Below are 24,519 nucleotides of genomic sequence, written 5' to 3' on the forward strand. Positions count from 1 at the left end.
CGGGCCGTCAGACCGCCGGGCCGCGCCAGGAGTAGACCCACTCCCGGCCCGGCTGGTCGTCCGACTCCAGCTCGTAGATCTGCGCCTCCGCGAGGCCCTTCGACCCGAGGTGGTGATGGGTCAGCGGCGGGCGGCCGTTGCTGTCCAGCTCGACCATGACGGTCTCGCCGTCGGCCGCGCCGCCCACCAGAGGGATCTGCACCGTGGAAGCCATGGGCCCATCCTGCCCCGGCCGGCCCGCCCGCGCAGGAGGATCACGCGGGGCGGCGGACCGGACACACCGCGTACTAGGGTCCGGGGATGGCGCACCCGACGATCGATCCGGCACTCGGTCCGGTCCTCGCCCGCACGGGCGACGAACGGGCGATCCTCGACGCGTTCCTCGACTTCCACCGGGCCACAGTGCTGCGTAAGACGCGCGGCCTGACCGACGCCGACGCCGCCCGGCGCCTGGTGCCCTCGCTGACCACCCTGGCCGGGCTGCTCAAGCACCTGACGGTGGTCGAGGGGAACTGGTTCCGCTGCCTGTTCGCCCCGGAGCCGGGCGACGTCTACGTCACCTCACTGGACGACGCCGACGCCAGCTTCGCGCTGGGCGCCGGCGACACCGTCGAGTCGCTCGTCGCCGCGTACGAGGCGGCCTGCGACGAATCCCGCCGGGTCGCCGCCCGGTTCGACCTCGACCACGTGGTGCCGCACCCGCAGCTCGGCGAGGTGTCGCTGCGCTGGGTGCTGGTGCACCTGATCGAGGAGACCGCCCGGCACGCCGGGCACGCCGACATCCTGCGCGAGCTGACCGACGGCGAGACCGGCGCGATCTGACCGGTCACTCGCGGGGCAGCAGCCCGTCCGGATACTCCATCCCGTCGTGGGTGCACGCGGCGGCCGCCACCCGGGCGGCGTACCGGGCCGCGTCGAGGACGCCCGCGCCGCGCAGCCGGGCGGCGATCACCCCGGCCGCGAACGCGTCCCCGGCGCCGTTGGTGTCCACCACCGGCCCCGGCGGGGTGGCGGCGGGCACGTGCGTCGGCGGCACGCCGGGCGTGTGCAGCGTCGCGCCCGCCGCCCCGCCGGTGACCAGCACCGTCCGCGGCGCCAGCTCGGCGGCCTCCTTCGCGGCCCGCTCGCCGAGCCGCGTGTCGCTCACGAAGACCAGGTCGGCGATCCGGGCGAACGGACGGTGGTAGTCGTTCTCGCCGTCCCAGTCGTGCAGGTCGGTGGAGACCGACGTGGCGGCGCGCAGCACCCCCAGCGAGTCCCGGGCCCAGTCCATGATCGACAAGTGGACGTGGGTCGCCTCGGCGACGAGAGCGGCCAGCTCCGCCTCGCCGAAGGGCGCCGGCCCTGACCACGGACGCGGATCGTGCAGCGACATCCGCCGCCCCGCCGGATCGACCAGGTTCACCGAGCGGCGGGTACCGGTCGGTGCGTCGGCGAGCGTGGTCCGGATCGAGGTACGCGCCAGCGCCGCCCGCACCACGTCCCCGGCCGCGTCGGCGCCCAGCACGTCGACGAGCGCCACCCGCAGGCCGAGCGCGTGCGCGGCCAGCGCCACCCCGGAGCCGGTGTTGCCGATCCGCAGGTCGATCGGCGGCACCAGCAGCGAGTCGGCCACGGGCGGTGGCAGGGCGGGCACCCGGGCGCGGACGTCCACACCGAGCCCGCCGATCACGAGAAGGTCGACCATGGCGCCGACGATAGCGGCGTCCGGCGGCCTATCCTGACTCCCCGGGCGCCGCCTTCGGCCCCGGCGTCGGCGAGGGGGAGCAGTGCTGGTCATCCACGGGTTGTGGCTGCCCGGCGCCGGGCTCGCCCTGTGGGCCGAGGACAGCACGCTTCCGGCCCGCGCGCCCCGCCGCCCCGGCCGCGTCCCGCGTGAGCGCCCGCACCCGTTCGCCGCCGGCCACGTCGCGCTCGCCGCCGCGCTCGACGGCGTGCCGGGCGAACCGGTCTCCGTCCTGCTGGACCTGCCGACCCGGGCCGGCTCGCCGCTTGACTCGCCGGAACTGGTCCGGGCCACCGTCGGGGAACCGGTCCGCGGCCCGGTCACCCGCGCCGGGTGGCGGGCGCCCGCCCTGGGGTACGCCCCGGACGCCGCGTACGCGCTGCTGCGCGCGCCCGTGCCGGGTGCGGTCGGGGCGAGCCTGCGTCACCTGTGCGAGCTGGCCGACTTCGCCGCCGACCTGGTCGTACGCGGGCGGCTGCTGCCGGTCGCGCTGGAGGCGTACCCCGGTGGTCTGTCCGACGGCGGGTCGGCCGCGACCGGCCGCCGGACCCCGGCGGCGCGGGTGCCGGCGGCCTCGGGCGTCGCGGGGTCCGGGCGGCGGTTGCGGGCCGTGGGGGCGGACGACGTGGCGACCGGGTGGGCGCTCTGGCGGCCACTGCTCACCGGCACCGACGCGACCTGGACGCGTGACCTGGCGATGGCGTCGCCACCGGCCGCCCGCGCCGCCCGGGAATGGCGACCGGAGGCTTGGAATGCCCCGGGCGGCGGCGGGCGCTCGCCGGGAGGGGCCGTCCGGGGCGGCGGGGACCGCGGCGGGGCGAGCGGTCCGGCGGACGACGCGTGGGCCGGGCGGGCCGACGACATCGGGGCCGGTGAGCTGGTCGCGGACGCGCTGGACGGGCTCGTCGACGCCGCCGCCCGGGTGGCGCTGGCCGACACCCGGCTGCACCGGGGGATGCGCCCGGTCGGTGCGGTGCCGCGCTGGCTGGCCGCGCTCACCGGACCGCAACGCGCCTTCCCGGCCGAGCCGGCCGCACTGGCGACGCTGCGCGAGGAACTGGACGCCTGGCAGCGCGACGCCGCCGGCGGTGCGGTACGGGCCACGTTCCGCCTCGTCGAACCGGCCGTCGACCCGGTCGCCGAGCTGGTCGAGGACGCCGCCTGGCGGGTCGAGTTCGGCCTGCACCCGGCCGACGAGCCGGGGCTCGTGGTGGACGCCGCGCACATCTGGCAGCGGCCCGCGCCCGCGCTCGCCGCCCGGGGCGTGGAGCCACAGGAGACGCTCCTGGCCGAGCTGGGCCGGGCCAGCCGGCTGTGGCCCGAGGTGGACGCCGCGCTGCGTACCGCCGCGCCCGAAGGCATGGAACTGGACGCCGACGGCGCGCACCGGTTCCTGCGCGAGGGCGCGCCGGTGCTGCACGCGGCCGGGTTCGGGGTGCTGCTCCCGTCGTGGTGGCGGCGGTCCTCGTCCCGGCTGGGCGCGCGGTTGCGGGCGCGCAGCCGTACCGCGCCGGGCGCGGTCGCCACCACCGCCGGGAAGCTGGGCCTGGACGCACTCGTCGACTACCGCTGGGAGCTGGCGCTCGGCGACCAGCCGCTGACCGCCGAGGAACTGGCGTCGCTGGCCGACCTGAAGTCGCCGCTGGTCCGGCTGCGCGGCCGGTGGGTCGAGCTGGACCCGCAGCGGCTGGAGGCCGGGCTGAAACTGCTGCGGTCCTCCGGCGAGCTGACGGTGGCAGATTTGCTCCGGATGGGACTGTCCGGTGACGACCGGGCCGGTGAACTGCCGGTGCTGGACGTGGTCGCCGACGGCGCGCTGGGCGAGCTGCTGGCCGGTGAGGCCGAGCGGCGGCTCACCCCGGCCGACCCGCCGCCGGGCTTCACCGGGACGCTGCGGCCGTACCAGCGGCGCGGGCTGGCCTGGCTGGCGTTCCTCCAGTCGCTCGGGCTCGGCGGGATCCTCGCCGACGACATGGGCCTGGGCAAGACCGTGCAACTGCTCGCGCTGCTCGCCGGTGACCCGCCGGAGGCCGGGCCCACACTGCTGGTCTGTCCGATGTCGCTCGTCGGCAACTGGCAGCGGGAGGCGGCGAAGTTCGCGCCCGGGCTGCGGCTGCACGTGCACCACGGCGCCGAACGCGCCCGGGGCGAGGGCTTCGCCGCCGCCGTGCGGGAGGCGGACCTGGTGCTCACCACGTACTCGGTGGCGGCCCGGGACGCGTTCGAGCTCGCCGGCGTCGACTGGCACCGGGTGGTGGTGGACGAGGCGCAGGCGATCAAGAACGCCGCGACCCGGCAGGCCGAGGCGGTCCGGTCGCTGCCCGCGCGGCACCGGGTCGCGGTCACCGGTACGCCGGTGGAGAACCGGCTCGCAGACCTCTGGTCGATCATGCAGTTCGCGAACCCGGGGCTGCTCGGACCGGCCGCGACGTTCCGCAAGCGCTTCGCCGAACCGATCGAACGGCACGGCGACGCCGAGGTGGCCGAGCGGCTGCGCCGGATCACCGGCCCGTTCGTGCTGCGCCGCCTCAAGACCGACCCGTCGATCATCACCGATCTGCCGGAGAAGCTGGAGATGGAGGTGGTCTGCAACCTCACCGCCGAGCAGGCCGCGCTCTACCGGGCCGTGGTCGACGACATGATGGCGAAGATCGAGTCCAGCGACGGGATCGAGCGGCGCGGGCTGGTGCTGGCCACCATGACCCGGCTCAAACAGGTCTGCAACCATCCCGCCCAGCTGCTGCACGACGGCTCCACCCTGGGCGGCCGGTCCGGCAAGCTGGAACGCCTCGACGAAATCGTCGACGAGGTGCTCGCGGCGGGGGAGAAGGCGCTGCTGTTCACCCAGTACGCCGAGTTCGGCGGCATGCTGCGCGGGCACCTGTCGGCGCGTACCGGCCGGGAGGTGCTGCTGTTGCACGGCGGCGTCGGCAAGGCCGAACGGGACGCCATGGTGACCCGGTTCCAGTCGCCGCAGGGGCCGCCGCTGTTCGTCCTGTCGCTCAAGGCCGGCGGCACCGGGCTCACCCTGACCGCCGCCAACCACGTGGTGCACGTGGACCGGTGGTGGAACCCGGCCGTCGAGGACCAGGCCACCGACCGGGCGTTCCGCATCGGCCAGCGCCGCCGCGTCCAGGTCCGCAAGTTCGTCTGCGCCGGCACGGTCGAGGAGAAGGTGGCCGCGATGATCGCGGACAAGCGCAGCCTGGCCCGGTCGGTGGTGGGCAGCGGCGAGCAGTGGGTCACCGAGCTGTCCACCGACACGCTGCGCGACCTGTTCCGGCTGGAATCCGGGGCGGTGGTCGAGTGAGCCCCGGTTTCGACGACTACGGGCCGCCGGTACGCGTCGAGGGCGGCCTGCGGGCGCGCAGCACCCGGGGCGCGATCGGGCAGTCCTGGTGGTCCCGGCGGTTCGTGGAGGTGCTGGAGTCGTTCGCGCTGGGCTCCCGGCTCACCCGCGGCCGGGCGTACGCGCGGCGGGGGCAGGTGCTCCGGCTGGACGTGACACCCGGGACGGTCACCGCCGAGGTGCAGGGCTCCCGGCCGCGGCCCTACCCGGTACGGATCGGGCTGGCCGCGTACCCGGAGAAGACGTGGCGGCGGATCGAGGCCGAGCTGGCCGGGCAGGCGTTCTTCAGTGCCCGGCTGCTCGCCGGTGACCTGCCGGCCGAACTGGAGGAGCTGTTCGCCGAGACGGGCGCGCCGCTGTTCCCCGCCGCGATCGGCGAGCTGGACCAGAGCTGCGGCTGCCCCGACTTCGCGGTGCCGTGCAAACACCTGGCGGCCACGTTCTACCTGCTCGCCGAGGCGTTCGACGCCGACCCGTTCCGCCTGCTGCACTGGCGCGGCCGGTCCCGTGCCGATCTGCTCGACCGGCTGCGTATGCTGCGCGGCGCCCACCCGGGCGGTGCGCCGGAGCCGGCTGCGCGCGTCGGTCCGGAGTCGGCCGCGGGTGCCGGTCCGGAATCGCCTGCGGGCGGCGGTCCGGAGTCGGCTGTGAACGCCGGGCCGGAGCTGGCCGGAAACGCGACGAACGGTGTGCCGGTGGTCGGCGCGGCGCGGGCCCTGGCCGGGTTGCGGGCGGTCGAGCCGGACGCCGAGCTGGACCGGTTCTGGCTGGCCCCGGTGGCGCTGCCGGACCGGCCGCCCACGCTCGCCACCGGCCCGGAGCTGCTGCTGCGTCAGCTCGGCCCACCCGGGGCCGCGGTCGGCGGGCCGGGCCTGGCCGAACGGCTGCGCCGGGCGTACCGGGAGTTCGGTCGCGGCGAACCCGCGTCCCCCAGGGAGTCCAGCAGCGGCCAGGCCGAGCGTTAAGAAGGGGCCCTTCCTCTACCGAATGCGTTAAGAAGGGGCCCTTCCTTCAGAGCAAGCGGCGGCGGAAGCGCCACATCACCGCGGCGTTGGCGACGAGCACCACCGCGCAGATCGCCCCGGCCAGCCGCCCGACGAGCACTGTCATCGCCGGCAGCGAGGCCCACAGCACTATCGTCAACAGCATCATGTACCGGCCCCGGCGGCCCTTGATCCGGCTGTCCAACCTGGCGAAGAAGCGTGGATCACTCTCCCGCAGATGACGGGTGATCTGTTCGAACCTGCGCTGATCCTCTTGGCTGAGCATGGCGGTGCCTTCCCCTCACGGCTTCAGCGGTTCGGCGGCATACCCGGATCGGAGGGCGGTCACGCGCCGCCGCTGCTGCTGTTTCGGGGGACCGGACATGCGGAACGAGGTTCTCAGCGCAGGCTTATCCGTACCTTAAGTTTCGGTGAGGCGACGAATGCCCCCGGCGGCGTGGCCGGGGTGCGGAACCTCGCGTCCGGGCGGTGCGCGCCCGGGTCGGCCCTGCTCCGGAGGCCGCCGTGCCCCCGCCGCCGCGACGGGTCCGCCCCGGCGGGCCTGAGCACCGTCTTAAGTGCGCGTACGAGCGCCTCCGGCGTGCCTTGAGCTGCCGGGACCGCATGGCTAATTTCCGTAGGCAACTCTCCGGCAACCGTCGCCGCCCCTGCGACACCCGACCCCCCGGGTGGCAGGCGAGCCGGCGCTCGAAGAAAACGGGATAGGTACATGGCCGACCTGAACGTGCCACCGCGTCGCCCCCGGGACGACCGCGGCTGGGACGGATACCAGCACCCCCATCCGGACGGGTACCGCGACCCGCACGCCGCGCCGTACGCCGGTGCCCAGCCCGCCGCGGGGCCGCAGTGGGTCGGGCCGAACGGCTTCGCCCCCGCCGCGCCCGCCCCCGCCGGTTACCCCCAGCCCGGCGGCTACGCCCAGGCCGGCGGCTACCCCCAGGCCGGCGGCTACGCCCAGCCTGCCGGCGGGTACGGCCCGCCGCCCGGCGGTGGACTGCCCGACCTGGACGACGACGGCGACGAGGCCCCGAAGCGGGGCCGCCGCCGGGCGCTCGCCACCCTCGGCGGCGCCGTGGTGGTCGCCGGTGGCGCCGCCCTGGCGATGTCCCCGCAGGTGCGCGGCCTGTTCGGTGACGCGCCGGCCGGTGACGCCACCGGCACCGTGACCACCGACGGCAGCGCCGCCCGGCCCAGCGGCCAGCAGCCGAGCACGGTACGGACCTACACCGAGCAGAACGAGAGCTACATGGGCTCCCGGGCCGGTGAGGCGCTCAAGCGCAACGCGCCGTCCGGCGGCCAGCTCTACGGCAGCCCGGCCGAGGCCGCCGCGGCGACCAAGGTGACGGTCAAGACGGTCCTCGCCAAGGATCCGATCCGGCACCTGCTGAGCCGGACCACCTTCGGTCCGACGTCGGAGATGATGGCCGAGGTCAAGCGCGTCGGCATCGACGACTGGCTGCGCGAGCAGCTCCAGCCGGAGAAGATCACCCCGACCAGGGCCGAGCTGAAGCTGGCCGAGCTGCAGTCGCTCAAGCTCAGCCCGACGCAGCTGCGCGACCAGCGTGAGCAGCTCAAGGAAAAGCGCGTCGACCCGGCCCGGGAGACGGTGGACGCGACCATCGCCCGGCAGATCTGGTCCGACCGGCAGCTGTTCGAGGTGATGGTCGACTTCTGGAACGACTTCCTGCACGTCGCCGCCGACTTCGACGGCGGGGAGAACTACCGCAACGCGTTCGACCGGGACGTCATCCGCAAACACGCGCTCGGCAGCTACCCGGAGATGCTCGTCGCCGCGAACAAGCACCCGGCGCTGCTGCTCTACCTGAACCAGGTCGACTCCCGTAGGAACGCGGTCAACGAGAACCTGGCCCGGGAGAACCTGGAGCTGTACTCGGTCGGCGTCGACGGCGGCTACACCGAGAAGGACGTCCGCCAGGCCGCGCTGCTCCAGACCGGACGCGGTGTCGCCGACGGCAAGTACAAGTTCTTCGCCGAGCGGCACTACCTCGGCAAGGTGCAGATCCTCGGGTTCAGCCACGCCAACAACTCCGACGATCCGGTGGCCGCCGACAAGGTCATCGACTCGTACATCCGCTACATCGCGACGCACCCGTCGACCGCGCGGTACGTGGCACAGAACCTAGCCACCCGGTTCGTCTCCGACACCCCGCCGAAGTCCGTGGTGGACCGGCTCGCCAAGGCGTACACCACGAACAAGGGTCAGATCCGCCCGGTGCTGGCGACGCTGTTCAGCTCGTCGGAGTTCTGGGCCGCGGTCGGCCAGAAGGTACGCCGCCCGATGGAGTACCTGGTCGCCACGTACCGGGCGCTCGGCGTCTCGCCGGACGCGGCCCCCGGATTCTCCGGCGACCAGCGGCGCACCCCGTTCGCGCAGGGCCTGCGGCAGATCCAGGACAAGATGCGCGAACTCGGCCAGTACCCGATGGGCAAGCCCACCCCGGACGGCTACGCCGACGTCTACCTGGCCTGGACCTCGGCCGGCACCATGATCGACGGCTGGAACGAGGCGGGCGACCTGATCGCCGGCCGGCGCAAGCAGTTCACCTTCGTCAAGCCGGAGAAGCTGGTGGCGAAGCCGCCGTCCACCGCCGGGGCGTACGTGGACGCGCTGGCCCAGCGGCTGGTGCAGCAGAAGCTCAGCGCCAAGGAGAAGTCGCTCGTGCTAGCCGTGGCCGGCGTGGCCGAGAGCGCCAAGGTCGACGCCACCTTCAACGGGGCCATCGCCGCTGTCGCGCGGACGATCCTCGCGTCCCCCCAGCACCACCTCCGGTGAGGCATTCGATGGAGATGACCGTGAACCCGTACCCCCTGCACCCCGAATGCCCCGACCTGCGGCGGCTCGCGGACAACCCGGCCGAGGCGCTGCTGCGCGCTGAGGCGGACATCGTCGCGGCCGAGAACGCGGCCGAGGCCGACCGGTACCGCCGGCTGGAGGAGATCGAGGAGGCGCAGCAGGACGGCCGGGGCGTCACCCGGCGTACCTTCGTCGCCGGTGCCGCCGCGACCGCCACCGCGCTGGCGACCGCCCAGTTCGTCACCACCTCGGCGTCGTTCGCCGCGACCAAGACCGGCACGCTGATCCACGTCTTCCTCTACGGCGGCCTGGACGGGCTGAGCCTGGTCGCACCGGCGAACGACCCGGTGCTCGCCAAGGCCCGCCCCGAACTGCTGCTCGGTGAGGACTCGCTGGCGCTGGCCCGCGGCTTCAAGCTCACCAGCGCGTTCGCGCCGCTGGACAAGTGGCTCAAGGCCGGGCAGCTCGGCTTCGTGCCGGCCGTGTCCGACCCGCGGCTGTCCCGCAGCCACTTCCAGGCCGCCGACGCCTGCAACCTGGGCGGCCTGCCCGGTGAGACCGGTGGCCGGGGCTGGCTGGACAGTCTGGTCGACTCGCTCGGCAAGGGCACCGCGTTCCGCAGCGTTGGCATCGGCAGCACGCTGCCCCGCTCGCTGGTCGGCGTGAACGGCGCGATCTCCCTCAACAGCGTCGGCGACCTGCGGCTCAACGGCGACGACAAGTACCGGGCGGCCACCGAGAAGGCCATCCGCGGCCTGTTCACCGGCATCAACCACCCGGTCGAGGAGGCGGTGCAGGAGGGCATGGGCGCGCTGGCCACCGCGCAGAAGCTCGCCGCCAAGCCGTACGCCGCCGCCGAAGGCGTCGAGTACCAGGGCGTCGGGAACGCGTTCAAGCAGCTCGCCCAGCTCATCAAGGGCGGCGCGAACGTGCGGGTCGCCACCGTCGGCATGGGCGGTTACGACACCCACGAGAACCAGGGCACCCGCGAGGGTGGCCAGCTCTGGCGGCGGCTCAACGAGCTGGCGAACGCCATGGCCGCGTTCTTCACCGACCTGGGCGACCGGGCGGCCGACGTGACCATCATGGTGTCCAGCGAGTTCGGCCGGCGGGTCGGCTCGAACGGTGGCGGCACCGACCACGGGCACGGCGGCGTGGTCACCGTGCTGTCCGGCCGCAAGCTCGCCGGTTCGCTGCTCGGCACCTGGAACGGACTGGACAAGCTGGACAGCGGCGACGTGCCGGAATACAACAACATGTTCAACGTCTACGGGTCCGTCGCGCAGGGCCGATTCGGCCTGACCGCCGCTGAGGTGGACAAGGTCTTCCCCCGGCAGAAGTTCACCCCGGTCAAGATCTACGCGTGACGTACCAGGACACCCGCGCCGCCGGCCGCCGTACCGGGCACTCCGCCCCGTACGGCGGCCATCCGGCTGCCCCCGTACCCACGGGTCGTCCGCGCCGCGGACCCGGCGGCCGGCGTGCGCTGGCGGTGGCCTTCTGGCTGGGCCTGGTCGCCGCGGTCGTGCCGTGGTGGCTGGACACCCCGGCCGGATCGCTCGCCGACACCGCCGACCTGCTCACCGCCGGTGGCCGGATCACCGGGCTGATCGCCGGCTACCTGCTGCTGGTGCAGGTGCTGATGATGAGCCGGCTGGGCGTGCTGGAACGCGCGCTGGGCGGCGAGCGGATCTCCCGGCTGCACCGGGATCTCGGCGCGACGCTGCTGGTGGCGGTGCTCGCGCACATGTCGCTGGTGGTGGTCGGCTACTCCCGTCAGGAACGCAGGACGGTGCTCGGCGAGGTCGGCGCGCTGCTGACCGACTACGAGGACATGGTCTCCGCGTTCGCCGCCGCGGGCATCCTGGTCGCTGTCGCGTTCACCGCGGTACGCGCCGTGCGGCGCCGCCTGCCGTACGAGCTGTGGCGGCTGCTGCACGCCGCGAGCTACCTCACGCTGCTGCTCGGCTACGCGCACCAGTTCAGCAACGGCGCGCAGCTCTACGAGTCCGGCCCGGTGCGTACCGGCTGGATCGCCGCGTACCTGCTGGTCGTGGCCGCGCTGGTGTGGGGCCGGGTGCTCGCGCCGCTGGTGTTCAACCTGCGGCACCGGTTGCGCGTCGCCGACGTGGTGGCGGAGAGCCCGGACACCGTTTCGGTCTACCTGACCGGGCAGCGGCTCAACCAGATCGACCTGCTCGGCGGGCAGTTCTTCCGCTGGCGGTTCCTCAACCCCGGCTGCTGGTGGCAGTCGCACCCGTTCTCCGTCTCCGCCGCCGCCAACGACCGCTGGCTGCGGATCACCGTCAAGGTCGTCGGCGGGTACACCGCCGAACTGCGCGACCTCACGCCCGGTACCCGGGTCTGGGCGCAGGGCCCCTCGGGCACGTTCACCGCCGCGCACCGCACCCGGGAACGGGCGCTGCTCATCGCCGGGGGCAGCGGCATCGCGCCGCTGCGGGCGATGCTCGAGGAGCTGCCGCCCGGCGCGGCGCTGATCTACCGCGCGCGTACCCCGGCCGACGTGCTGCTGCACCAGGAGCTGGACTGGCTCGCGCAGGCCCGGCAGACGTCCGTCTGGTACGTCGTCGGCCGCCGCGACGACCCCGGCCCCCGCCAGGTGATGAACCCCGAGGGCCTGCGCCGCCTGGTGCCCGACCTGACCCGCCGCGACGTCTATCTGTGCGGTCCCGGCGGCCTGGTCGACGAGGCGGTCGCCGCGCTGCGGGCGGCAGGCGTGCCCCGCCGCCAGATCCACCTGACCGCGTTCGAGCTGTAGAAAGGCGTAAACGATGCGTCGCGCGCTGCTCGCGATCACCGGCCTGGCCGCCGGCACCACCGCACTGGTGGTGCTCAAGGGCGCGCCGGGTGTCGGTTCGTCAGCCCAGGACGTGCCGACCGCGCTCGCCCCGGTCGCCCCGGGCGGTTCGGCCGCGCCCGAGCCGCCGTCGCCCACCGGCTCCGCGCCCGCCGTCGTCACCCCGTCGCCGCGGACTTCGGCGAAACCCACGCCGAAGCCGTCCGCCGAGCGCAGCGCGGCCAGCCGGGGCGGCACCCGCACCAGCACCAGCACCGCGCCCGCCGCGCCCCGGACCACCACCAGCGCGCCGAAGGTCGCCACCCGCACGGTGACCGGGCCGTCGGTCAGCTACGATTACGGCTCGCTCCAGGTCCGGATCACGCTCAGTGGCAGCCGGATCGTCGACGCCACGGGGATCGGTCTGCCGCTGGGCGGGCAGTCCGGGCAGCGCAGCGACGACGTGCAGGCCCGCTACAGCGGTACCTCCGGCGAGGTGGTGGCCCGGCAGAGCGCGAACCTGAGCACCGTGTCCGGGGCCACCTACACCAGCACCGCGTACCAGCAGGCGTTGCAGGCCGCGCTGGACAAGGCGTGACGGCTGTTCGTCCCGGCCTGCGCCGGGTCGAACACATCATGGGTACGGCGATCAGCCTCGACCTGGCCGACGACCTGCCCTTGGACACCCTGCACGATCTGGCCGGGGAGACGTTCGGCTGGCTGCGCGAGGTGGACGCGCGGTTCAGCACGTACCGCGACGACAGCGAGGTGTGCCGGGTCGACCGGGGCGAGTTGCGGGTCGCCGACGCCTCCGCCGACCTGCGGGAGGTGCTCGCGGCCTGCGCCGACCTGTGGACCGCCACCGACGGGTTCTTCGACGCGTACGCGACCGGGCGGCTCGATCCGTCCGGCTACGTGAAGGGCTGGGCGGCGCAGGTCGCCTCGGACCGGCTGGTGGCCGCGGGTGCGCCGAACCACTGCGTGAACGCGGGCGGCGACGTGCGGGTACGCGGCCACGACGCGACAGGTGAACCGTGGCGGATCGGGGTGCGTCATCCGTGGGAGGCGGCGGCGACCTGTCTGGTGCTGACCGGCACCGACCTGGCGGTCGCCACCTCGGGCGTGTACGAGCGCGGCCACCACGTGCTGGACCCGCGGCGGGGCGTACCGGCGACCGGCCTGCGCTCGGTGACAGTGGTGGGTCCGGACCTGGGTGTGGCCGACGCGTACGCGACAGCGGCGGTCGCCATGGGCGAACCGGGCCTGGCCTGGCTGGACCGCCTACCGTCCCCCTGGCAGCACGCCGTGGTGACGGAGGATTCCCACCTGCACCACTCCCGCACCCTCCCCACCCTCCCGCCTTCCTGACCCGCCCCCTCGCCCCGTCGAGGTCAGCGGAGGGGGCGGTGGAGGATGGCGGGGCGGGAGCCCGTCGGGCGGGGGCGGCCGGGCCGTACGCCCAGGGGGCGGGTGAAGGCCCACGGGTGCAGGCGGCGGCGGGGCCGCGCCGGCTCGGTACCGCCGGTGTGGCGGGCAGCGTCGTCCCTGGACATGGTCAAACCCCCGCTCTGGCGCACGCGCGCCCTCGCCAGGTTCAACGAGTCCGGTGCCGGGGAGGTCGCTGTCCGCCACCCGTCCGGGTCACCGGACCGGCCATGGCCAGGAGGATCGTCAGCGGCCCCGGCGGGGCAGCGGGAGGTGGCCGGGGAACAGGTCGGCGCCGAGCGTCACCCCGGCCGCCCGTAACGCGGCGATCAGCGCGTTCTGCACCAGGTAGGAGTCGGGTAGCTGCCAGCGTGCCTGCTCCGGGGCGACCACCCAGCGCACCGTCCCCTCGGGCAGCCGGGTCGGTGGAGCGGGGATCCACGAGCCGGGTCCGTGGCGTACCACGTGGAAGCAGTGCTCCAGCTCGGGCCGCAGCGGGTCGCCGGGCCGGACCAGGAACATCCAGCGGCCGGTCGGGGTGACCAGCGCCGGTCCGCGTACGCCGAAACCGGCGGGATGGGTGGCGACCGCGTCCAGGACCTGCCGGCCCAGGTGGGTGGCGACCTCCAGGACGTCGAAGGCGCGGCCGGTGGGCAGCAGGATGCCGTGCGGGCGGCTGCGCCACCAGGTGGCCACGCGGGCCGGGTCGGCGCTGGCGCCGTGTTCCCAGTCCTCCAGGGCGGGGTGGCAGCCCACCGTCGGGCAGCCGGCCCGGCCGCAGACGAACCGGCTGTTGGCCAGGCAGGCGCCGGGGGTGACCGGCCAGCCGTGCAGCGCGTACCGCACCGCGACGCGGCGCAGCCGGACCCGTTCCAGCGGCGACAGGTGAGCGACGCGCGGCCGGACGTTCCTCCACATGTCTGCCGTCCCCTCTGGTCCCGCCGAACCGTCCACAAGCCACATGTCGAAAGCCGTCACTGCCGTCACCCACGCTCGTTGAGGTGACTAACGGTCGGTGCAACTTGCACGAAAACTACGAGAACTGGCTGGACGGTGGACGCACAACCTGTGCGATCGGCGCGAGCCTGAGGGACGTGGGGGGAACGGCCGGGGCCGTGAGGGGGAGGGAGCAGGAATGGACGAACTGCCCATAGGCCGGCGGGTGGCGTACTGGCGGAGTCGCCGCAAGATGTCCCAGCAGGTCTTCGCCGACCGGCTCGGCAAGTCCAAGAGCTGGGTGGACAAGGTGGAGCGCGGCGTCCGCCGGCTGGACAAGTTCTCCGTGCTCTACGAGATCGCCGACATTCTCCAGATCGACGTGCAGTTGCTGCACGGCAAGGATCCGGAGCGGCGTACCGACGCGCTCAACTGCATCGACCAGGTCGAGGTGGAGGAGATCCGCACCGCCCTGGAGCGGTACGACTCGATGAGCGCCTACTTCGACGCGGCGCCCTACCCCCCGCCGCTGGCCGACATGCGCAAGGCCGTCAACCACGCCTGGCTGACCTACCAGTACGGCCGCTACGGCATGCTCACCCGCGCGTTGCCCAAGCTGCTGCGCGACGCCCAGGCGGCGGACGCCGGCTACGCCGGTGACGACCAGGTACGCGAGGCCGCCCACCTGCTCGGGCAGGTCTACCAGATCGCCTCCTCGGTGCTGCGCAAGCTCGGCGAGTGCGACCTCGCCTGGCTCGCCGCCGACCGGTCGATGGCGGTGGCCCAGCGGGCCGACGACCCGCTGCTGGCCGGCATCGCCACCACGAGGGTCTGCAACGCGCTCGTCGCGATGGGCCGCCCCCGCCCGGCGCTGGAGCTCAACGTCCGCATCGCGGGCCGGCTCGCGCCCGGCGGCGACAACGACGTCGGGCCGGAACGGATCTCCGTGTACGGCATGCTGCTGCTCCAGGGCGCGATGGCGGCCGCCCGGATCGGCGACTCGGCGACCGTGGACGACCTGCTCACCGGTGCCGAAGAGGCGGCCAGGCTGCTCGGCGGCGACCACAACCACTACTGGACCTCCTTCGGCCCGACCAACCTGGAACTGCACCGCGCGGCGGCGGCGGTCGAGCTGGGCGACGGCGGCCGGGCGGTGGAGACCCACCTGCGGCTGGCCGAGCCCGCGTTCAACGCGCTGCTGCCGGAGCGGCGCGCACACCACCTGCTCGACCTGGCCCGGGGCTACTCCCAGATCGGTGACGTCGCCAACGCCGGGGACATGCTGCTGCGCGGCGACCGGCTCGCGCCGTCGGAGATCCGGTGCCGGCCGATAGCGCACGAACTGATGTCCGAGATTCTCCGTCGCACACGTGGTGCGCCGCCTCCGCCGATCGCGGAGTTGGCTGAACACATGGGAGTCGGAGTATGAGCGGTCCGGAGACCGCCAACGGGCACCGGCGGGTGCTCTACGTCATCGCCTGCGGTTCGCCGCTGGCCCGTCACGTCGGCCGGCTGGTCGACCTCGCCCAGCGGGAGGGCTGGACGGTCTGCGTGGTCACCACGCCGGACGGCGCGAAGTTCGTCGACCGGACGGAGCTGGCCCGGCAGACCGGCCATCCGGTCCGTACGCACTACAAGAACCCGGGTGACCCGGACGTGCTGCCCCCGGCCGACGCGATTCTGGTGTGCCCGGCCACCGTCAACACGATCAACAAGTGGGCGGTCGGCATCACCGACACACTGGCGCTGGGCCTGCTGGTCGAGGCGCAGGGGATGGGGGTGCCGATCGCCGCCGTCCCGTACACGAACGAGGCGATGGCCGCGCACCCGGCGTTCCGGGCCGGCCTCGACCGGCTCTCGCAGTGGGGCGTCCGGGTGGTCTTCGGCGACCACGTCGTACGCCTGCACCCGCCCGGCACGGGGGAGCGGCACGCGGACGCCTTCCCCTGGGACGCCGGCCTGGCCGCCCTGCGCGGCGCGGACCGCCCGGTCGCCCCGGTCGGCTGAGGCGCGAGCGTGGCTCCCGGCGCGCCCGGGAGCCACGCTCGGCGGCGCTCGGCGTGTACCGGCCCGGACGCCGGTAAGCTGGCCGCCCGTGAGCACAACAGTCGCCGGCGTCGTGGCCGCGCTGGACCGCCGTTATCCGCCCGCCTGGGCCGAGGAGTGGGACCGGGTCGGCCTGGTGCTGGGCGAGCCCGACCGCCCGGTGCACCGGGTCGCCTGCGTGGTGGACGTGGTCCCGGAGACCGTGGACGAGGCGCTCGACGCCGGCGCGGACATGATCGTCGCGCACCATCCGCTGCTGCTGCGCGGCGTCTCGTCGGTGGCCGCCACCACGTACAAGGGCCGGATCGTGCACCGGTTGATCAAGGCGGACGTCGCGCTGCACGTGGCGCACACCAACGCCGACGTGGCCGACCCGGGAGTGTCCGACGCGCTCGCCGCCCGGTTCGGGCTGACCGGGCTACGCCCGCTGCACCCGCCCCGCCCCGGCTCGCCCGCGGCCGGGCCCGGCCGGGGCATCGGCCGCATCGGTGAGCTGCCCACCCCGATGACGCTCGCCGAGCTGACCCGGCTGGCCGCCGCCGTGCTCCCGGTCACCGCCTGGGGAGTTCGCGCCGCCGGGGATCCCGGGCGTATGGTTCGTACCCTCGCCGTCAGCGGCGGCTCGGGGGACGGCTTCCTCACCGAGGCGACCGCGGCCGGGGTGGACGCGTTCCTCACCGCGGACCTGCGTCACCACCCGGCCGGGGAACACCTCGCCGCCGGTGGCCCGGCGCTGCTGGACGCCGCCCACTGGGCGACGGAGCGACCCTGGCTGGACGACCTGGCCGCCTACCTGGCCGCCGAGCTGGACGTCGAGACCGTGGTGTCCGACCTGGACACCGACCCGTGGACCGTGCACGCCGCCGCGCCCCGGCCGGACGACAAGGAGCCCCGACGTGAAGGCTGACCCGAAGGTGCAGCGCCGCCTGCTCGACCTCCAGGCGATCGACACCACGCTGGCCCAGCTCGCGCACCGCCGCCGCACCCTGCCGGAGCGCGCCGAGCTGGAGGCCCTGGCGCGTGAGCTGTCCGCGCTGGAGGACGAGCGGGTCCGCGCCCAGGTGGCAGTCGACGACCTGGACCGGGACATCGCCCGGATCGAGAAGGACGTCGACCAGGTGCGGGCGCGCAAGAGCAAGGACGAGGCCCGGCTGGCCTCGGGCAGCGGCCCGGCCCGGGAGCTGGAGGCGATCCAGCACGAGCTGGTCTCGCTGAACCGCCGGCAGAGCGACCTGGAGGACGCCGAGCTGGAGCTGATGGAGCAGCGGGAGACCGCGCAGGGTGTGCTCGACGGCGTGGAGAGCCGGATCGCGGCGGCCCGCGAGCGCCGCGCCGCGACCGAGCAGCGCCGCGACGAGACCCTGGCGGAGATCGCCAAGGAGGAGGATTTCAAGCGCTCCGCCCGCCAGCCGCTCGCCGGTGACCTCCCGTCGGACCTGGTCGGCCTCTACGACAAGATCCGCGAGGACACCGGCCTGGGTGCCGCGCTGCTGACCGGTGGTCGCTGCGGCGGCTGCCGGCTGGAGCTGTCGGGTGCCGATCTGGCCCGCATCCGCAAGACCGACCCGGAGGACGTGGTCCGCTGCGAGGACTGCCGGCGGATCATGGTCCGGACCAACGAGTCGGGACTGTAGCCGCCGTGGCGGTGCGCGCGGTCGTGATCGAGGCCGACGGCGGTTCCCGGGGCAACCCCGGCCCGGCCGGCTACGGCGCGGTGGTCCGTGATCCGGAGTCCGGTGAGGTGCTGGCCGAGCGGTCCGAGTCGATCGGTACGGCGACGAACAACGTCGCCGAGTACCGGGGCCTCATCGCCGGGCTGGAGGCCGCCGCCGAGCTGGGCGCGGCCGAGGTCGAGGCGCGGATGGACTCCAAGCTGGTGGTCGAGCAGATGTGCGGCCGCTGGCAGATCAAACACCCCGGGCTGCGCCCGCTCGCGGCCCAGGCCGCCGGGCTGGTCAGCCGGTTCGCCGCCGTACGGTTCACCTGGGTGCCCCGCGACCGCAACCGGCACGCCGACGCCCTGGCCAACGCGGCCATGGACGCCGCCGCATCCGGCGCCGCACCGGCCGAGGTCGTACCGCGTGGCGTGGCCGCGCCCGAGCCGGGCGTACGGGAGGCGGCGGTCGTGCGGGCCACCGGCACCGACCCGGCCACCACGCCGGCCTCCTGGGAGCCGCGCCCGACCGAGGAGGCCACCCGGCTGATCCTGGTGCGGCACGGCGAGACCGAGCGCACCGTGCAGAAGCGTTACTCCGGCCGGGGCGACGTGGCGCTCACCGAGCGCGGCCGGGCCCAGGCCCGGGCCACCGCCGCCCGGGTGGCCGCGCTGGCGCCGTCCGTCGCGGCAGTGGTCAGTTCCCCGCTGTCGCGGTGCACGGCCACCGCCGAGGCGGTCGCCGCGCAGGTCGGCAACCCGCCGGTACGCACCGACGACGACCTGATCGAGTGCGACTTCGGGGTCTGGGAGGGGCACACGTTCGCCGAGGTACGCGAGGGCTGGGCGGCCGAGCTGGACGCCTGGCTCGCCTCCACCCGGGTGGCCCCGCCGCGGGGCGAGTCGTTCGTGACGGTCGCCGAGCGGACCGGGCGGGCGGTCGACCGGCTACGGTCGGCGTACCCGGGGGAGACGGTCGTGGTGGTCTCCCACGTCTCGCCGATCAAGCTGGTGCTGCGCGACGCGCTCGCCGCCGGAGACGCGTTCCTGCACCGGCTCTACCTGGACACGGCGGGCATCTCGGTGCTGGACCTGTACCCGGACGGCGGCGTCGCGGTCCGCTCGGTGAACGACACCTCGCACCTCACGGACGTCTGACGGCCGTTCGGCGCATGCCGGCGGCCGTTCGGCGCATCGACATCACCTGATCGGACGTGACCCCCGTCACAGGGTCGTAGCCTCCGGCCGTCAATGGCCCGCTACGAATGCCCGGAGGGTGTCACATGTCCGCACCGGAACCGGAGGCGCTCGACACGGCGCGATCCAGGGCGAAGGACAAGAGTCCCTGGAACTGGTTGCTCTTCATCCCGATCGTGGTGCCGCTGATCCCGGCACTGTTCAACGCCGACTCGCCCCGCCTGTTCGGGTTCCCCCGCTTCTACTGGCTGCAACTGGTCTGGATCCTGCTGGGCGTCGGCACCACCACGCTGGTCTACCAGATGACCAAGAAGCGGGGTGACCACTGATGTGGCGGGACCACCTCACCGAGATCATCGTCTTCACGCTGCTGTTCCTGCTGGTCAGCGCCATGGGCTTCGTGGCGGCCCGGTGGCGCAGGCCGACGGACATGGCCCACCTGGACGAGTGGGGGCTGGGCGGGCGCAGCTTCGGCGGCTGGATCACCTGGTTCCTGGTCGGCGGTGACCTCTACACCGCGTACACGTTCGTGGCGGTCCCGGCGCTGATCTTCGGGGCCGGCGCGGCGGGCTTCTTCGCCGTGCCGTACACGATCGTCATCTACCCGCTGGTGTTCCTGGTGCTGTGCCGGCTCTGGTCGGTCTCGCACCGGCACGGGTTCGTCACCCCGGCCGACTTCGTCCGCAACCGGTTCGGCTCGCCGATCCTGGCGCTGCTGGTCGCCATCACCGGAATCGTCGCCACCATGCCGTACATCGCGTTGCAGCTGGTCGGCATCGAGGCGGTGCTGAAGACCATGGGCGTCACCGGGGACACCGCGCTGGCCCGGCACCTGCCGATCATCATCGCGTTCGCGATCCTGGCCGCGTACACGTACCAGTCCGGCCTGCGCGCCCCGGCGCTCATCGCGTTCGTCAAGGACTCGCTGATCTACGTCGTGATCCTGGTCGCGGTGATCTGGCTGCCGTACAAGCTCGGCGGCTGGGGCGCCATCTTCGACGCGGCCGACGCGAAGTTCCAGGCGTCACCCGCGCCCGGCGACGGCATCCTGCTCAACCAGAACAACCAGATCCAGTACGTGACGCTTGCGTTCGGCTCGGCGCTGGCGTTGTTCCTCTACCCGCACAGCATCACCGGTGTGCTGGCCAGCCGGAACCGCGACGTGATCAAGCGGAACATGTCCGCGCTGCCCGCGTACAGCCTGCTGCTGGGGCTGATCGCGCTGCTCGGCTACATGGCCATCGCGGCCAACGTGAAGCCGCTGCCCGGCGCGAAGGAGGGCACGACCGACGGCAACACGGTGGTGCCACTGCTGTTCGACCAGCAGTTCCCGGACTGGTTCGCCGGGGTGGCGTACGCCGCCATCGGCATCGGCGCGCTGGTGCCCGCGGCGATCATGTCGATCGCGGCGGCGAACCTGTTCACCCGCAACATCTACAAGGAGTACCTGAAGCGGGACGCCACCCCGGCGCAGGAGGCGAACGTCTCGAAGATCACCTCGCTGGTGGTGAAGGTCGGCGCGGTGGCCTGCATCGTCTTCCTCGACCCGCAGTTCTCCATCGACCTTCAGCTCATCGGCGGCGTGATCATCCTCCAGACGCTGCCGGCGGTGGCGCTGGGCCTCTACACCCGCTGGTTCCACCGGGGGGCGCTGATCGCCGGCTGGGCGGCCGGCATGGGCCTGGGCATGTGGATGCTCTACCAGATCGGCAACCCGGCGACCGGGAAGAAGCACTTCGCCGGGTCGGCGTTCCCGCTGGACAAGTTCGGTCTCGACACGCCGAAGACCATCTATGTCGGCATCGTGGCGGTGCTGGTGAACCTGGTGGTGGCCGCGCTGCTCACGCTGGTGCTGCGCGCGGCGAAGGTGGCCGACGGCCCGGACGGGACCACGCCGGACGACTACTTCGCCGACGAGGGCGACCCGCGCGTGACGCCCGGCGCCAACCGTGACGCCGCCTCCGCGCACGAACCGGTCGCGTGAAGGAGGGGCCCCCTATTAACGCCTCGTGCATTGAAGGGGGCCCTTCCTAACAACCACCTCAGCGACGGCGGTTGCGCGCGTCGAGCGCCTCGTTGAGGCGGTGCAACATCTCCGCGAGCGTCCCCGGTCCGCCTCGGGCCAGGCGGCGAGGATGTCGCCGTACAACCGGGTGCGGGCCGCCCGGACGGCGGCCATCCGCTGGAGCCCGCTCTCTTCACCACGTACATCGCGGTCACGGCCGTCGGCATGATCCCGGCGACGCTCGCCAGCGAGCGGTTCGGCTCCAACGGTGCTCGTCACCGGCGTCTCCGTCGTCGGCCTGGCCGCCATCGGAGCCTCGTTCAGCAGCGACATCGTGCAGCTCTCCGTGCTGCGCGGCGTCTGGGGCCTGGGCAACGCGATGTTCTTCGCCACCGCCATGGTGATGCTGGTCAACCTGGCCAACGACAGGGAACGGGTGGTCGGCCTGTCCGAGACCGCCCTCGGGCTCGGCTTCGCCGTCGGCCCGCTGATCGGCGGCCTGCTCGGCGAGGTGAGCTGGCGACTGCCGTTCTCCGTCTGCGGCGTGTTCATGGTGCTGGCGCTCGGCGTCGCCGCCCGCAAGCTGCGCGAACCGGCGAACAGGCAACAGCCGGTACGCCTCGGCCAGTCTCCACCTACCGCAGGCCCGCGTTCGTGACGCTGTGCGTGGTCACCGCCGCGTACAACCTCGTCTTCTTCGTCGTGCTCGGCTACCCGCCGCTGTTCCTGCGACTCGACGTCATCCCGCTGGGCCTGGCGTTCACCGGCTGGGCCCTCGGCCTGGCCGCCGGCATCCTGCGCATCGGGCACCGGCTCACCCACCGCATCGGCGCGGTGCAGACACTCGGCGTCGCACTGCTCGGCCTGCTGATCTGCATGGTCCGGTTCGCCACGTCCACCGGCGCCGCCATGTCGCTCGGCTCCGCCGACCGGCGTGCCGCCGCCACCGGGGCGTTCCTACCTCGCGTTCGGTCACCTCATGGCGGCCGGCTACCGCGAACGGGTCATCTGGAACCGGGGCGCCCGCCGGGCCGAGCACGCACCGGAGGAGCCGGTGGGGGAGGCGTACACCGGTTCCGGCCCGGGCCCGCCGGTGTCAGGTCAGCGCGCGCCACAGCAGGTAGAAGCCGATGGCGGTGCCGAACGCCACGATCACCGTCTTCCACACCACCTGCGGGAGCCGGCGGGCCAGCCGCGCGCCCGCGTACCCCCCGAACAGGGTGGCCGGCGCGACCACCGCGACGGCCGCCCAGTTCACCGGGCCGAAAAGGGCGAACACCACGAGCGTGGTCAAGCCCACCACCGCCGAGAGCAGGTTCTTCACCGCCGACACCCGGGCCAGCGTCGCGTCCAGCACCAGCGCCAGCCCGGCCACCAGCATCACCCCGAGCGCCGCGCCGAAGTAGCCGCCGTACACGGTGCCGACCGCGACCATGGTATGCGCCGTGACGGTACGGCGGCGCGCGCCCAACCGTTGCGGATGACCGACCAGCCGGCGCAGCGGACCCTGGAACGCGAGCACCGACGTCGCACCCAGCACGAGGAACGGCACCACCAGCTCGAACGCCCGCGCCGGGGTCGCCAGCAGCAGCACGCATCCGGCGATCGGGCCGACGACGGCGGTGGGCAGCAGCGACCACAGCTCCCGCCCGCGCGGCAGGTCCACCCGGCTGCCCGCCACGCTCGCCACGTACCCGGGGAAGACCGACACCGAGTTGGAGACGTTTGCCGCCACCGGCGGCAGTCCGGTGGCGATCAGCGCCGGAAACGTGATCAGCGAGCCACCACCGGCCACCGCGTTGACAGTGCCCGCGGCGAGACCGGCGGCGATCAGGAGCGCGGCGTCGGAGAGATCCATGATCTCCCGAGGCTAGTCGGTCGGGCGGCGAGTGCGCATCGCGCCAGTTCGGGGAAGCGGCTGTATCGAGGGCCGGTTCATGCCGCCACCTCCCCGAAGTGGCAGGCGCGCACTGGCGAGCCGGGGTGGAAATGGGCGCGGCGGGTGCGTCGTTAGGATGAAAGCGCGACGGACGAGTCGACCGGGCGGTCGCGTCGACGGGCTCCGGCCCGTCGCCGAGGAACGTCCGGACTCCACAGGGCAGGGTGGTTGCTAACGGCAACCCGGGGTGACCCGCGGGACAGTGCCACAGAAAACAGACCGCCGGCCCTTAACGGGACGGTAAGGGTGAAACGGTGGGGTAAGAGCCCACCAGCACCCCGGGTGACCGGGGTGGCTCGGTAAACCCCACCCGGAGCAAGGCCAAGAAAGGGCCGTCACCGCAAGATGACGACCCGCGCAGACGCTTGAGGGCTGCCCGCCCGATGTCTGCGGGTAGGCCGCTGGAGCCTGCCGGCGACGGCAGGCCGAGATGGATGGCCGCCGCCGGTGCGCCTGCAGGCGTGCCGGTCACAGAATCCGGCGTACAGGTCGACTCGTCCGTCGCCCACCAGCTCAGAGACCTGACCGAGGCTCTGAGCTGGCTCTATGTCCTGGCGTCGATGGTCGTCCTTGGTCAACTTTGGCCGGCGTTTGACGCCCTGACGACGCCCTGACGCCCTGGAGACGCCCTGAGCGCGGGCTCAGTCCACCTCTTCTCGGGTCGGGCTGGCTGTGCCGCTGTGGGCCGTCTCCGGGCCTGTGCTCGATGGTTCCGGGGTGGGGCCGGCGACTGTGGGGGAGGGTCGGGCACGCCCTGGCGGTGGAGCTGGTGCCGCGACCCGGTGACTCGGTGGCAAGCCAGTCCCGGGGTTGGACTGGCGCGGCAGGCGGAAGCCCCGACCCCGATGGCGGTCGAGGTGCCGGCTTCCGTACCGCTCGCTGGTAGGCCGGCTACGCGAATCTGCCGGTGCCGCCCAACCGGATATCCAGGTCTCGCAGAAGGGCACCGAGCCGTCTACTGGCCTCGGCGTCCGAGTAGGGAATCGGCCGGCCTGCGGCCTGATGCTCGCCCAGGTCGTACAGCGCGACGCGAAGGTACTCGGCGGTGGCGAGGTCGAGACGCAGCTCGATCGAGTCGTCCATGCTGCGACCGTAGGACTTTGCCGTCGTGTGGTGTGAGGGCGGTGTCCCGGCGGCTGTCGGTGGCTCACCGCCCCGGCGCCGTAGGCGGCCGGCGGCTTGCCGCCGGCCGGGCTTGCCGCCCTGCACCGCGCGGAGCGCGGTGCGCCTTGATACAAGAAAGACCTATTCGGCAATTGATCGACCCGCCGATCCTCTAGTACGGCAGCCGCCATTGGCGGTCTGACCTGGTGGGATGCGGTGGGGTGATGCGACGTGGACGCAGCCGCCTGTTGATCATGTGTTTGTGAGGACGACAAGATCGAAGGCGGCTGCTGCTGCCAGGGTAACGGCTGGCCGGGCGGTGCGGGCACGGGGCGAGTTGTTGGAGCGGGTGCGGTCGTGCTTCGTCCAGACGCGGACGTGGCAGCACGCGGGCCGGTACGTGTCGGCGCTGGTGAGCAGGTTGCCCAAGCGCAACGGGTGGAGCATCGCCGAGTACGTCGGGGACGTCACGCCGGACCGGACCCAGCGGTTGTTGAACCGTGCGGTGTGGGACACCGAGGG

At 73.4% G+C, this 24,519-nt stretch carries 22 protein-coding genes, 1 other RNA gene and 1 pseudogene; 18 read left to right on the plus strand and 6 right to left on the minus strand.

The genetic code is table 11. The features are described 5' to 3' along the window. Positions 1-7 precede the first annotated feature (7 nt). On the minus strand, positions 8-214 hold the full coding sequence (locus tag GA0070215_RS23455; RefSeq protein ID WP_018787070.1) for a hypothetical protein: 207 nt from the start codon (positions 212-214) through the stop codon (positions 8-10). 86 nt (positions 215-300) lie between these two features. On the opposite strand from GA0070215_RS23455, the gene GA0070215_RS23460 reads away from it, so the two are divergent. Further along, positions 301-822 (plus strand): DinB family protein, encoded by a 522-nt coding sequence (locus GA0070215_RS23460; protein ID WP_091049859.1) that lies wholly within the window; start codon positions 301-303, stop codon positions 820-822. Between the two features lie 4 nt (positions 823-826). Here GA0070215_RS23460 and GA0070215_RS23465 read toward each other — a convergent pair whose 3' ends face one another. Beyond that, on the minus strand, positions 827-1,687 hold the full coding sequence (locus GA0070215_RS23465) for a carbohydrate kinase family protein (RefSeq protein ID WP_091049863.1): 861 nt from the start codon (positions 1,685-1,687) through the stop codon (positions 827-829). A gap of 82 nt (positions 1,688-1,769) precedes the next feature. Here GA0070215_RS23465 and GA0070215_RS23470 point away from each other — a divergent pair, with 82 nt between their 5' ends. Beyond that, positions 1,770-5,036 carry a DEAD/DEAH box helicase gene (locus tag GA0070215_RS23470; protein ID WP_091049871.1) on the plus strand — a complete coding sequence of 1,089 codons (3,267 nt, stop codon included), beginning with the start codon at positions 1,770-1,772 and terminating at the stop codon, positions 5,034-5,036. Continuing rightward, positions 5,033-6,040 (plus strand): SWIM zinc finger family protein, encoded by a 1,008-nt coding sequence (locus GA0070215_RS23475; protein WP_091049876.1) that lies wholly within the window; start codon positions 5,033-5,035, stop codon positions 6,038-6,040. Before GA0070215_RS23470 ends, GA0070215_RS23475 begins: the two co-directional genes overlap by 4 nt. A 46-nt stretch (positions 6,041-6,086) precedes the next feature. Here GA0070215_RS23475 and GA0070215_RS23480 read toward each other — a convergent pair whose 3' ends face one another. Next, complete coding sequence (locus GA0070215_RS23480) at positions 6,087-6,344, minus strand: DUF3040 domain-containing protein (protein ID WP_018787065.1); 258 nt, start codon at positions 6,342-6,344, stop codon at positions 6,087-6,089. 444 nt (positions 6,345-6,788) lie between these two features. On the opposite strand from GA0070215_RS23480, the gene GA0070215_RS23485 reads away from it, so the two are divergent. Genes GA0070215_RS23485 through GA0070215_RS23505 form a run of 5 tightly spaced genes read left to right on the plus strand, consistent with a single transcriptional unit; the run spans position 6,789 to position 13,059 of the window. Continuing rightward, positions 6,789-8,873 (plus strand): DUF1800 domain-containing protein, encoded by a 2,085-nt coding sequence (locus tag GA0070215_RS23485; protein WP_091049880.1) that lies wholly within the window; start codon positions 6,789-6,791, stop codon positions 8,871-8,873. An 8-nt stretch (positions 8,874-8,881) separates the two neighbouring features. Beyond that, complete coding sequence (locus GA0070215_RS23490; RefSeq protein WP_018787063.1) at positions 8,882-10,261, plus strand: DUF1501 domain-containing protein; 1,380 nt, start codon at positions 8,882-8,884, stop codon at positions 10,259-10,261. Next, entirely contained in the window at positions 10,258-11,673 is a 1,416-nt protein-coding gene (locus tag GA0070215_RS23495; protein ID WP_091049884.1) for a ferredoxin reductase family protein, read from the plus strand. The genes GA0070215_RS23490 and GA0070215_RS23495 overlap by 4 nt, the downstream gene beginning before the upstream one ends. A gap of 13 nt (positions 11,674-11,686) precedes the next feature. Then, positions 11,687-12,289, plus strand: coding sequence for an FMN-binding protein (locus GA0070215_RS23500; RefSeq protein WP_091049887.1), 603 nt, complete (start codon positions 11,687-11,689; stop codon positions 12,287-12,289). A 38-nt stretch (positions 12,290-12,327) separates the two neighbouring features. Next, a complete protein-coding gene (locus GA0070215_RS23505; protein ID WP_091049890.1) occupies positions 12,328-13,059 on the plus strand; it encodes an FAD:protein FMN transferase in 732 nt (243 codons plus the stop codon). A gap of 303 nt (positions 13,060-13,362) precedes the next feature. On the opposite strand, the gene GA0070215_RS23510 is transcribed toward GA0070215_RS23505, so the two are convergent. Continuing rightward, positions 13,363-14,034, minus strand: a complete 672-nt coding sequence (locus GA0070215_RS23510; protein ID WP_018787059.1) for a bifunctional DNA primase/polymerase — start codon at positions 14,032-14,034, stop codon at positions 13,363-13,365. A 217-nt stretch (positions 14,035-14,251) separates the two neighbouring features. Between GA0070215_RS23510 and GA0070215_RS23515 the strand changes: the two genes are divergently transcribed. The 8 genes from GA0070215_RS23515 to GA0070215_RS29285 all read left to right on the plus strand — a co-directional run bounded on the left by GA0070215_RS23515 (position 14,252) and on the right by GA0070215_RS29285 (position 21,612). Continuing rightward, the gene (locus tag GA0070215_RS23515; RefSeq protein ID WP_026268286.1) at positions 14,252-15,481 is read left to right on the plus strand and encodes a helix-turn-helix domain-containing protein; all 1,230 of its coding nucleotides are present in this window, start codon (positions 14,252-14,254) and stop codon (positions 15,479-15,481) included. Further along, on the plus strand, positions 15,478-16,059 hold the full coding sequence (locus GA0070215_RS23520; protein ID WP_018787057.1) for a flavoprotein: 582 nt from the start codon (positions 15,478-15,480) through the stop codon (positions 16,057-16,059). Before GA0070215_RS23515 ends, GA0070215_RS23520 begins: the two co-directional genes overlap by 4 nt. Positions 16,060-16,147: 88 nt before the next feature. Next, a complete protein-coding gene (locus GA0070215_RS23525; RefSeq protein WP_091049894.1) occupies positions 16,148-17,005 on the plus strand; it encodes a Nif3-like dinuclear metal center hexameric protein in 858 nt (285 codons plus the stop codon). Continuing rightward, on the plus strand, positions 16,995-17,732 hold the full coding sequence (locus tag GA0070215_RS23530) for a zinc ribbon domain-containing protein (RefSeq protein WP_018787055.1): 738 nt from the start codon (positions 16,995-16,997) through the stop codon (positions 17,730-17,732). The genes GA0070215_RS23525 and GA0070215_RS23530 overlap by 11 nt, the downstream gene beginning before the upstream one ends. Before the next feature lie 5 nt (positions 17,733-17,737). After that, entirely contained in the window at positions 17,738-18,910 is a 1,173-nt protein-coding gene (locus GA0070215_RS23535; protein WP_091049897.1) for a bifunctional RNase H/acid phosphatase, read from the plus strand. Positions 18,911-19,035: 125 nt separating this feature from the next. Further along, positions 19,036-19,278, plus strand: coding sequence for a DUF3311 domain-containing protein (locus tag GA0070215_RS23540; RefSeq protein ID WP_018787053.1), 243 nt, complete (start codon positions 19,036-19,038; stop codon positions 19,276-19,278). Next, on the plus strand, positions 19,278-20,933 hold the full coding sequence (gene mctP, locus GA0070215_RS23545; protein ID WP_018787052.1) for a monocarboxylate uptake permease MctP: 1,656 nt from the start codon (positions 19,278-19,280) through the stop codon (positions 20,931-20,933). Before GA0070215_RS23540 ends, mctP begins: the two co-directional genes overlap by 1 nt. A 289-nt stretch (positions 20,934-21,222) precedes the next feature. Continuing rightward, positions 21,223-21,612 carry an MFS transporter gene (locus GA0070215_RS29285; protein ID WP_244167110.1) on the plus strand — a complete coding sequence of 130 codons (390 nt, stop codon included), beginning with the start codon at positions 21,223-21,225 and terminating at the stop codon, positions 21,610-21,612. 438 nt (positions 21,613-22,050) lie between these two features. Here GA0070215_RS29285 and GA0070215_RS23560 read toward each other — a convergent pair whose 3' ends face one another. Continuing rightward, complete coding sequence (locus GA0070215_RS23560; protein WP_091049901.1) at positions 22,051-22,812, minus strand: sulfite exporter TauE/SafE family protein; 762 nt, start codon at positions 22,810-22,812, stop codon at positions 22,051-22,053. A gap of 173 nt (positions 22,813-22,985) precedes the next feature. Here GA0070215_RS23560 and rnpB point away from each other — a divergent pair. Then, positions 22,986-23,394, plus strand: an RNA gene (gene rnpB / locus GA0070215_RS23565) — RNase P RNA component class A. Positions 23,395-23,784: 390 nt separating this feature from the next. On the opposite strand, the gene GA0070215_RS23570 is transcribed toward rnpB, so the two are convergent. Beyond that, entirely contained in the window at positions 23,785-23,976 is a 192-nt protein-coding gene (locus tag GA0070215_RS23570; protein WP_091049905.1) for a hypothetical protein, read from the minus strand. 340 nt (positions 23,977-24,316) lie between these two features. Between GA0070215_RS23570 and GA0070215_RS29890 the strand changes: the two are divergent. Continuing rightward, positions 24,317-24,519 (plus strand): annotated as a pseudogene (locus tag GA0070215_RS29890) (IS701 family transposase); the annotation flags it as partial.

This window comes from Micromonospora marina (assembly GCF_900091565.1).
In the GTDB taxonomy this organism is placed as follows: Bacteria; Actinomycetota; Actinomycetes; order Mycobacteriales; family Micromonosporaceae; genus Micromonospora; species Micromonospora marina.

Coding starts and splice junctions, on each gene's coding strand:
- GA0070215_RS23455 (WP_018787070.1), bottom strand. CDS start 214: ATGGCTTCCACGGTGCAGATCCCTCTGGTGGGCGGCGCGGCCGACGGC.
- GA0070215_RS23460 (WP_091049859.1), top strand. CDS start 301: ATGGCGCACCCGACGATCGATCCGGCACTCGGTCCGGTCCTCGCCCGC.
- GA0070215_RS23465 (WP_091049863.1), bottom strand. CDS start 1,687: ATGGTCGACCTTCTCGTGATCGGCGGGCTCGGTGTGGACGTCCGCGCC.
- GA0070215_RS23480 (WP_018787065.1), bottom strand. CDS start 6,344: ATGCTCAGCCAAGAGGATCAGCGCAGGTTCGAACAGATCACCCGTCAT.
- GA0070215_RS23485 (WP_091049880.1), top strand. CDS start 6,789: ATGGCCGACCTGAACGTGCCACCGCGTCGCCCCCGGGACGACCGCGGC.
- GA0070215_RS23490 (WP_018787063.1), top strand. CDS start 8,882: ATGGAGATGACCGTGAACCCGTACCCCCTGCACCCCGAATGCCCCGAC.
- GA0070215_RS23500 (WP_091049887.1), top strand. CDS start 11,687: ATGCGTCGCGCGCTGCTCGCGATCACCGGCCTGGCCGCCGGCACCACC.
- GA0070215_RS23505 (WP_091049890.1), top strand. CDS start 12,328: ATGGGTACGGCGATCAGCCTCGACCTGGCCGACGACCTGCCCTTGGAC.
- GA0070215_RS23510 (WP_018787059.1), bottom strand. CDS start 14,034: ATGTGGAGGAACGTCCGGCCGCGCGTCGCTCACCTGTCGCCGCTGGAA.
- GA0070215_RS23515 (WP_026268286.1), top strand. CDS start 14,252: ATGGACGAACTGCCCATAGGCCGGCGGGTGGCGTACTGGCGGAGTCGC.
- GA0070215_RS23520 (WP_018787057.1), top strand. CDS start 15,478: ATGAGCGGTCCGGAGACCGCCAACGGGCACCGGCGGGTGCTCTACGTC.
- GA0070215_RS23540 (WP_018787053.1), top strand. CDS start 19,036: ATGTCCGCACCGGAACCGGAGGCGCTCGACACGGCGCGATCCAGGGCG.
- mctP (WP_018787052.1), top strand. CDS start 19,278: ATGTGGCGGGACCACCTCACCGAGATCATCGTCTTCACGCTGCTGTTC.
- GA0070215_RS23560 (WP_091049901.1), bottom strand. CDS start 22,812: ATGGATCTCTCCGACGCCGCGCTCCTGATCGCCGCCGGTCTCGCCGCG.
- GA0070215_RS23570 (WP_091049905.1), bottom strand. CDS start 23,976: ATGGACGACTCGATCGAGCTGCGTCTCGACCTCGCCACCGCCGAGTAC.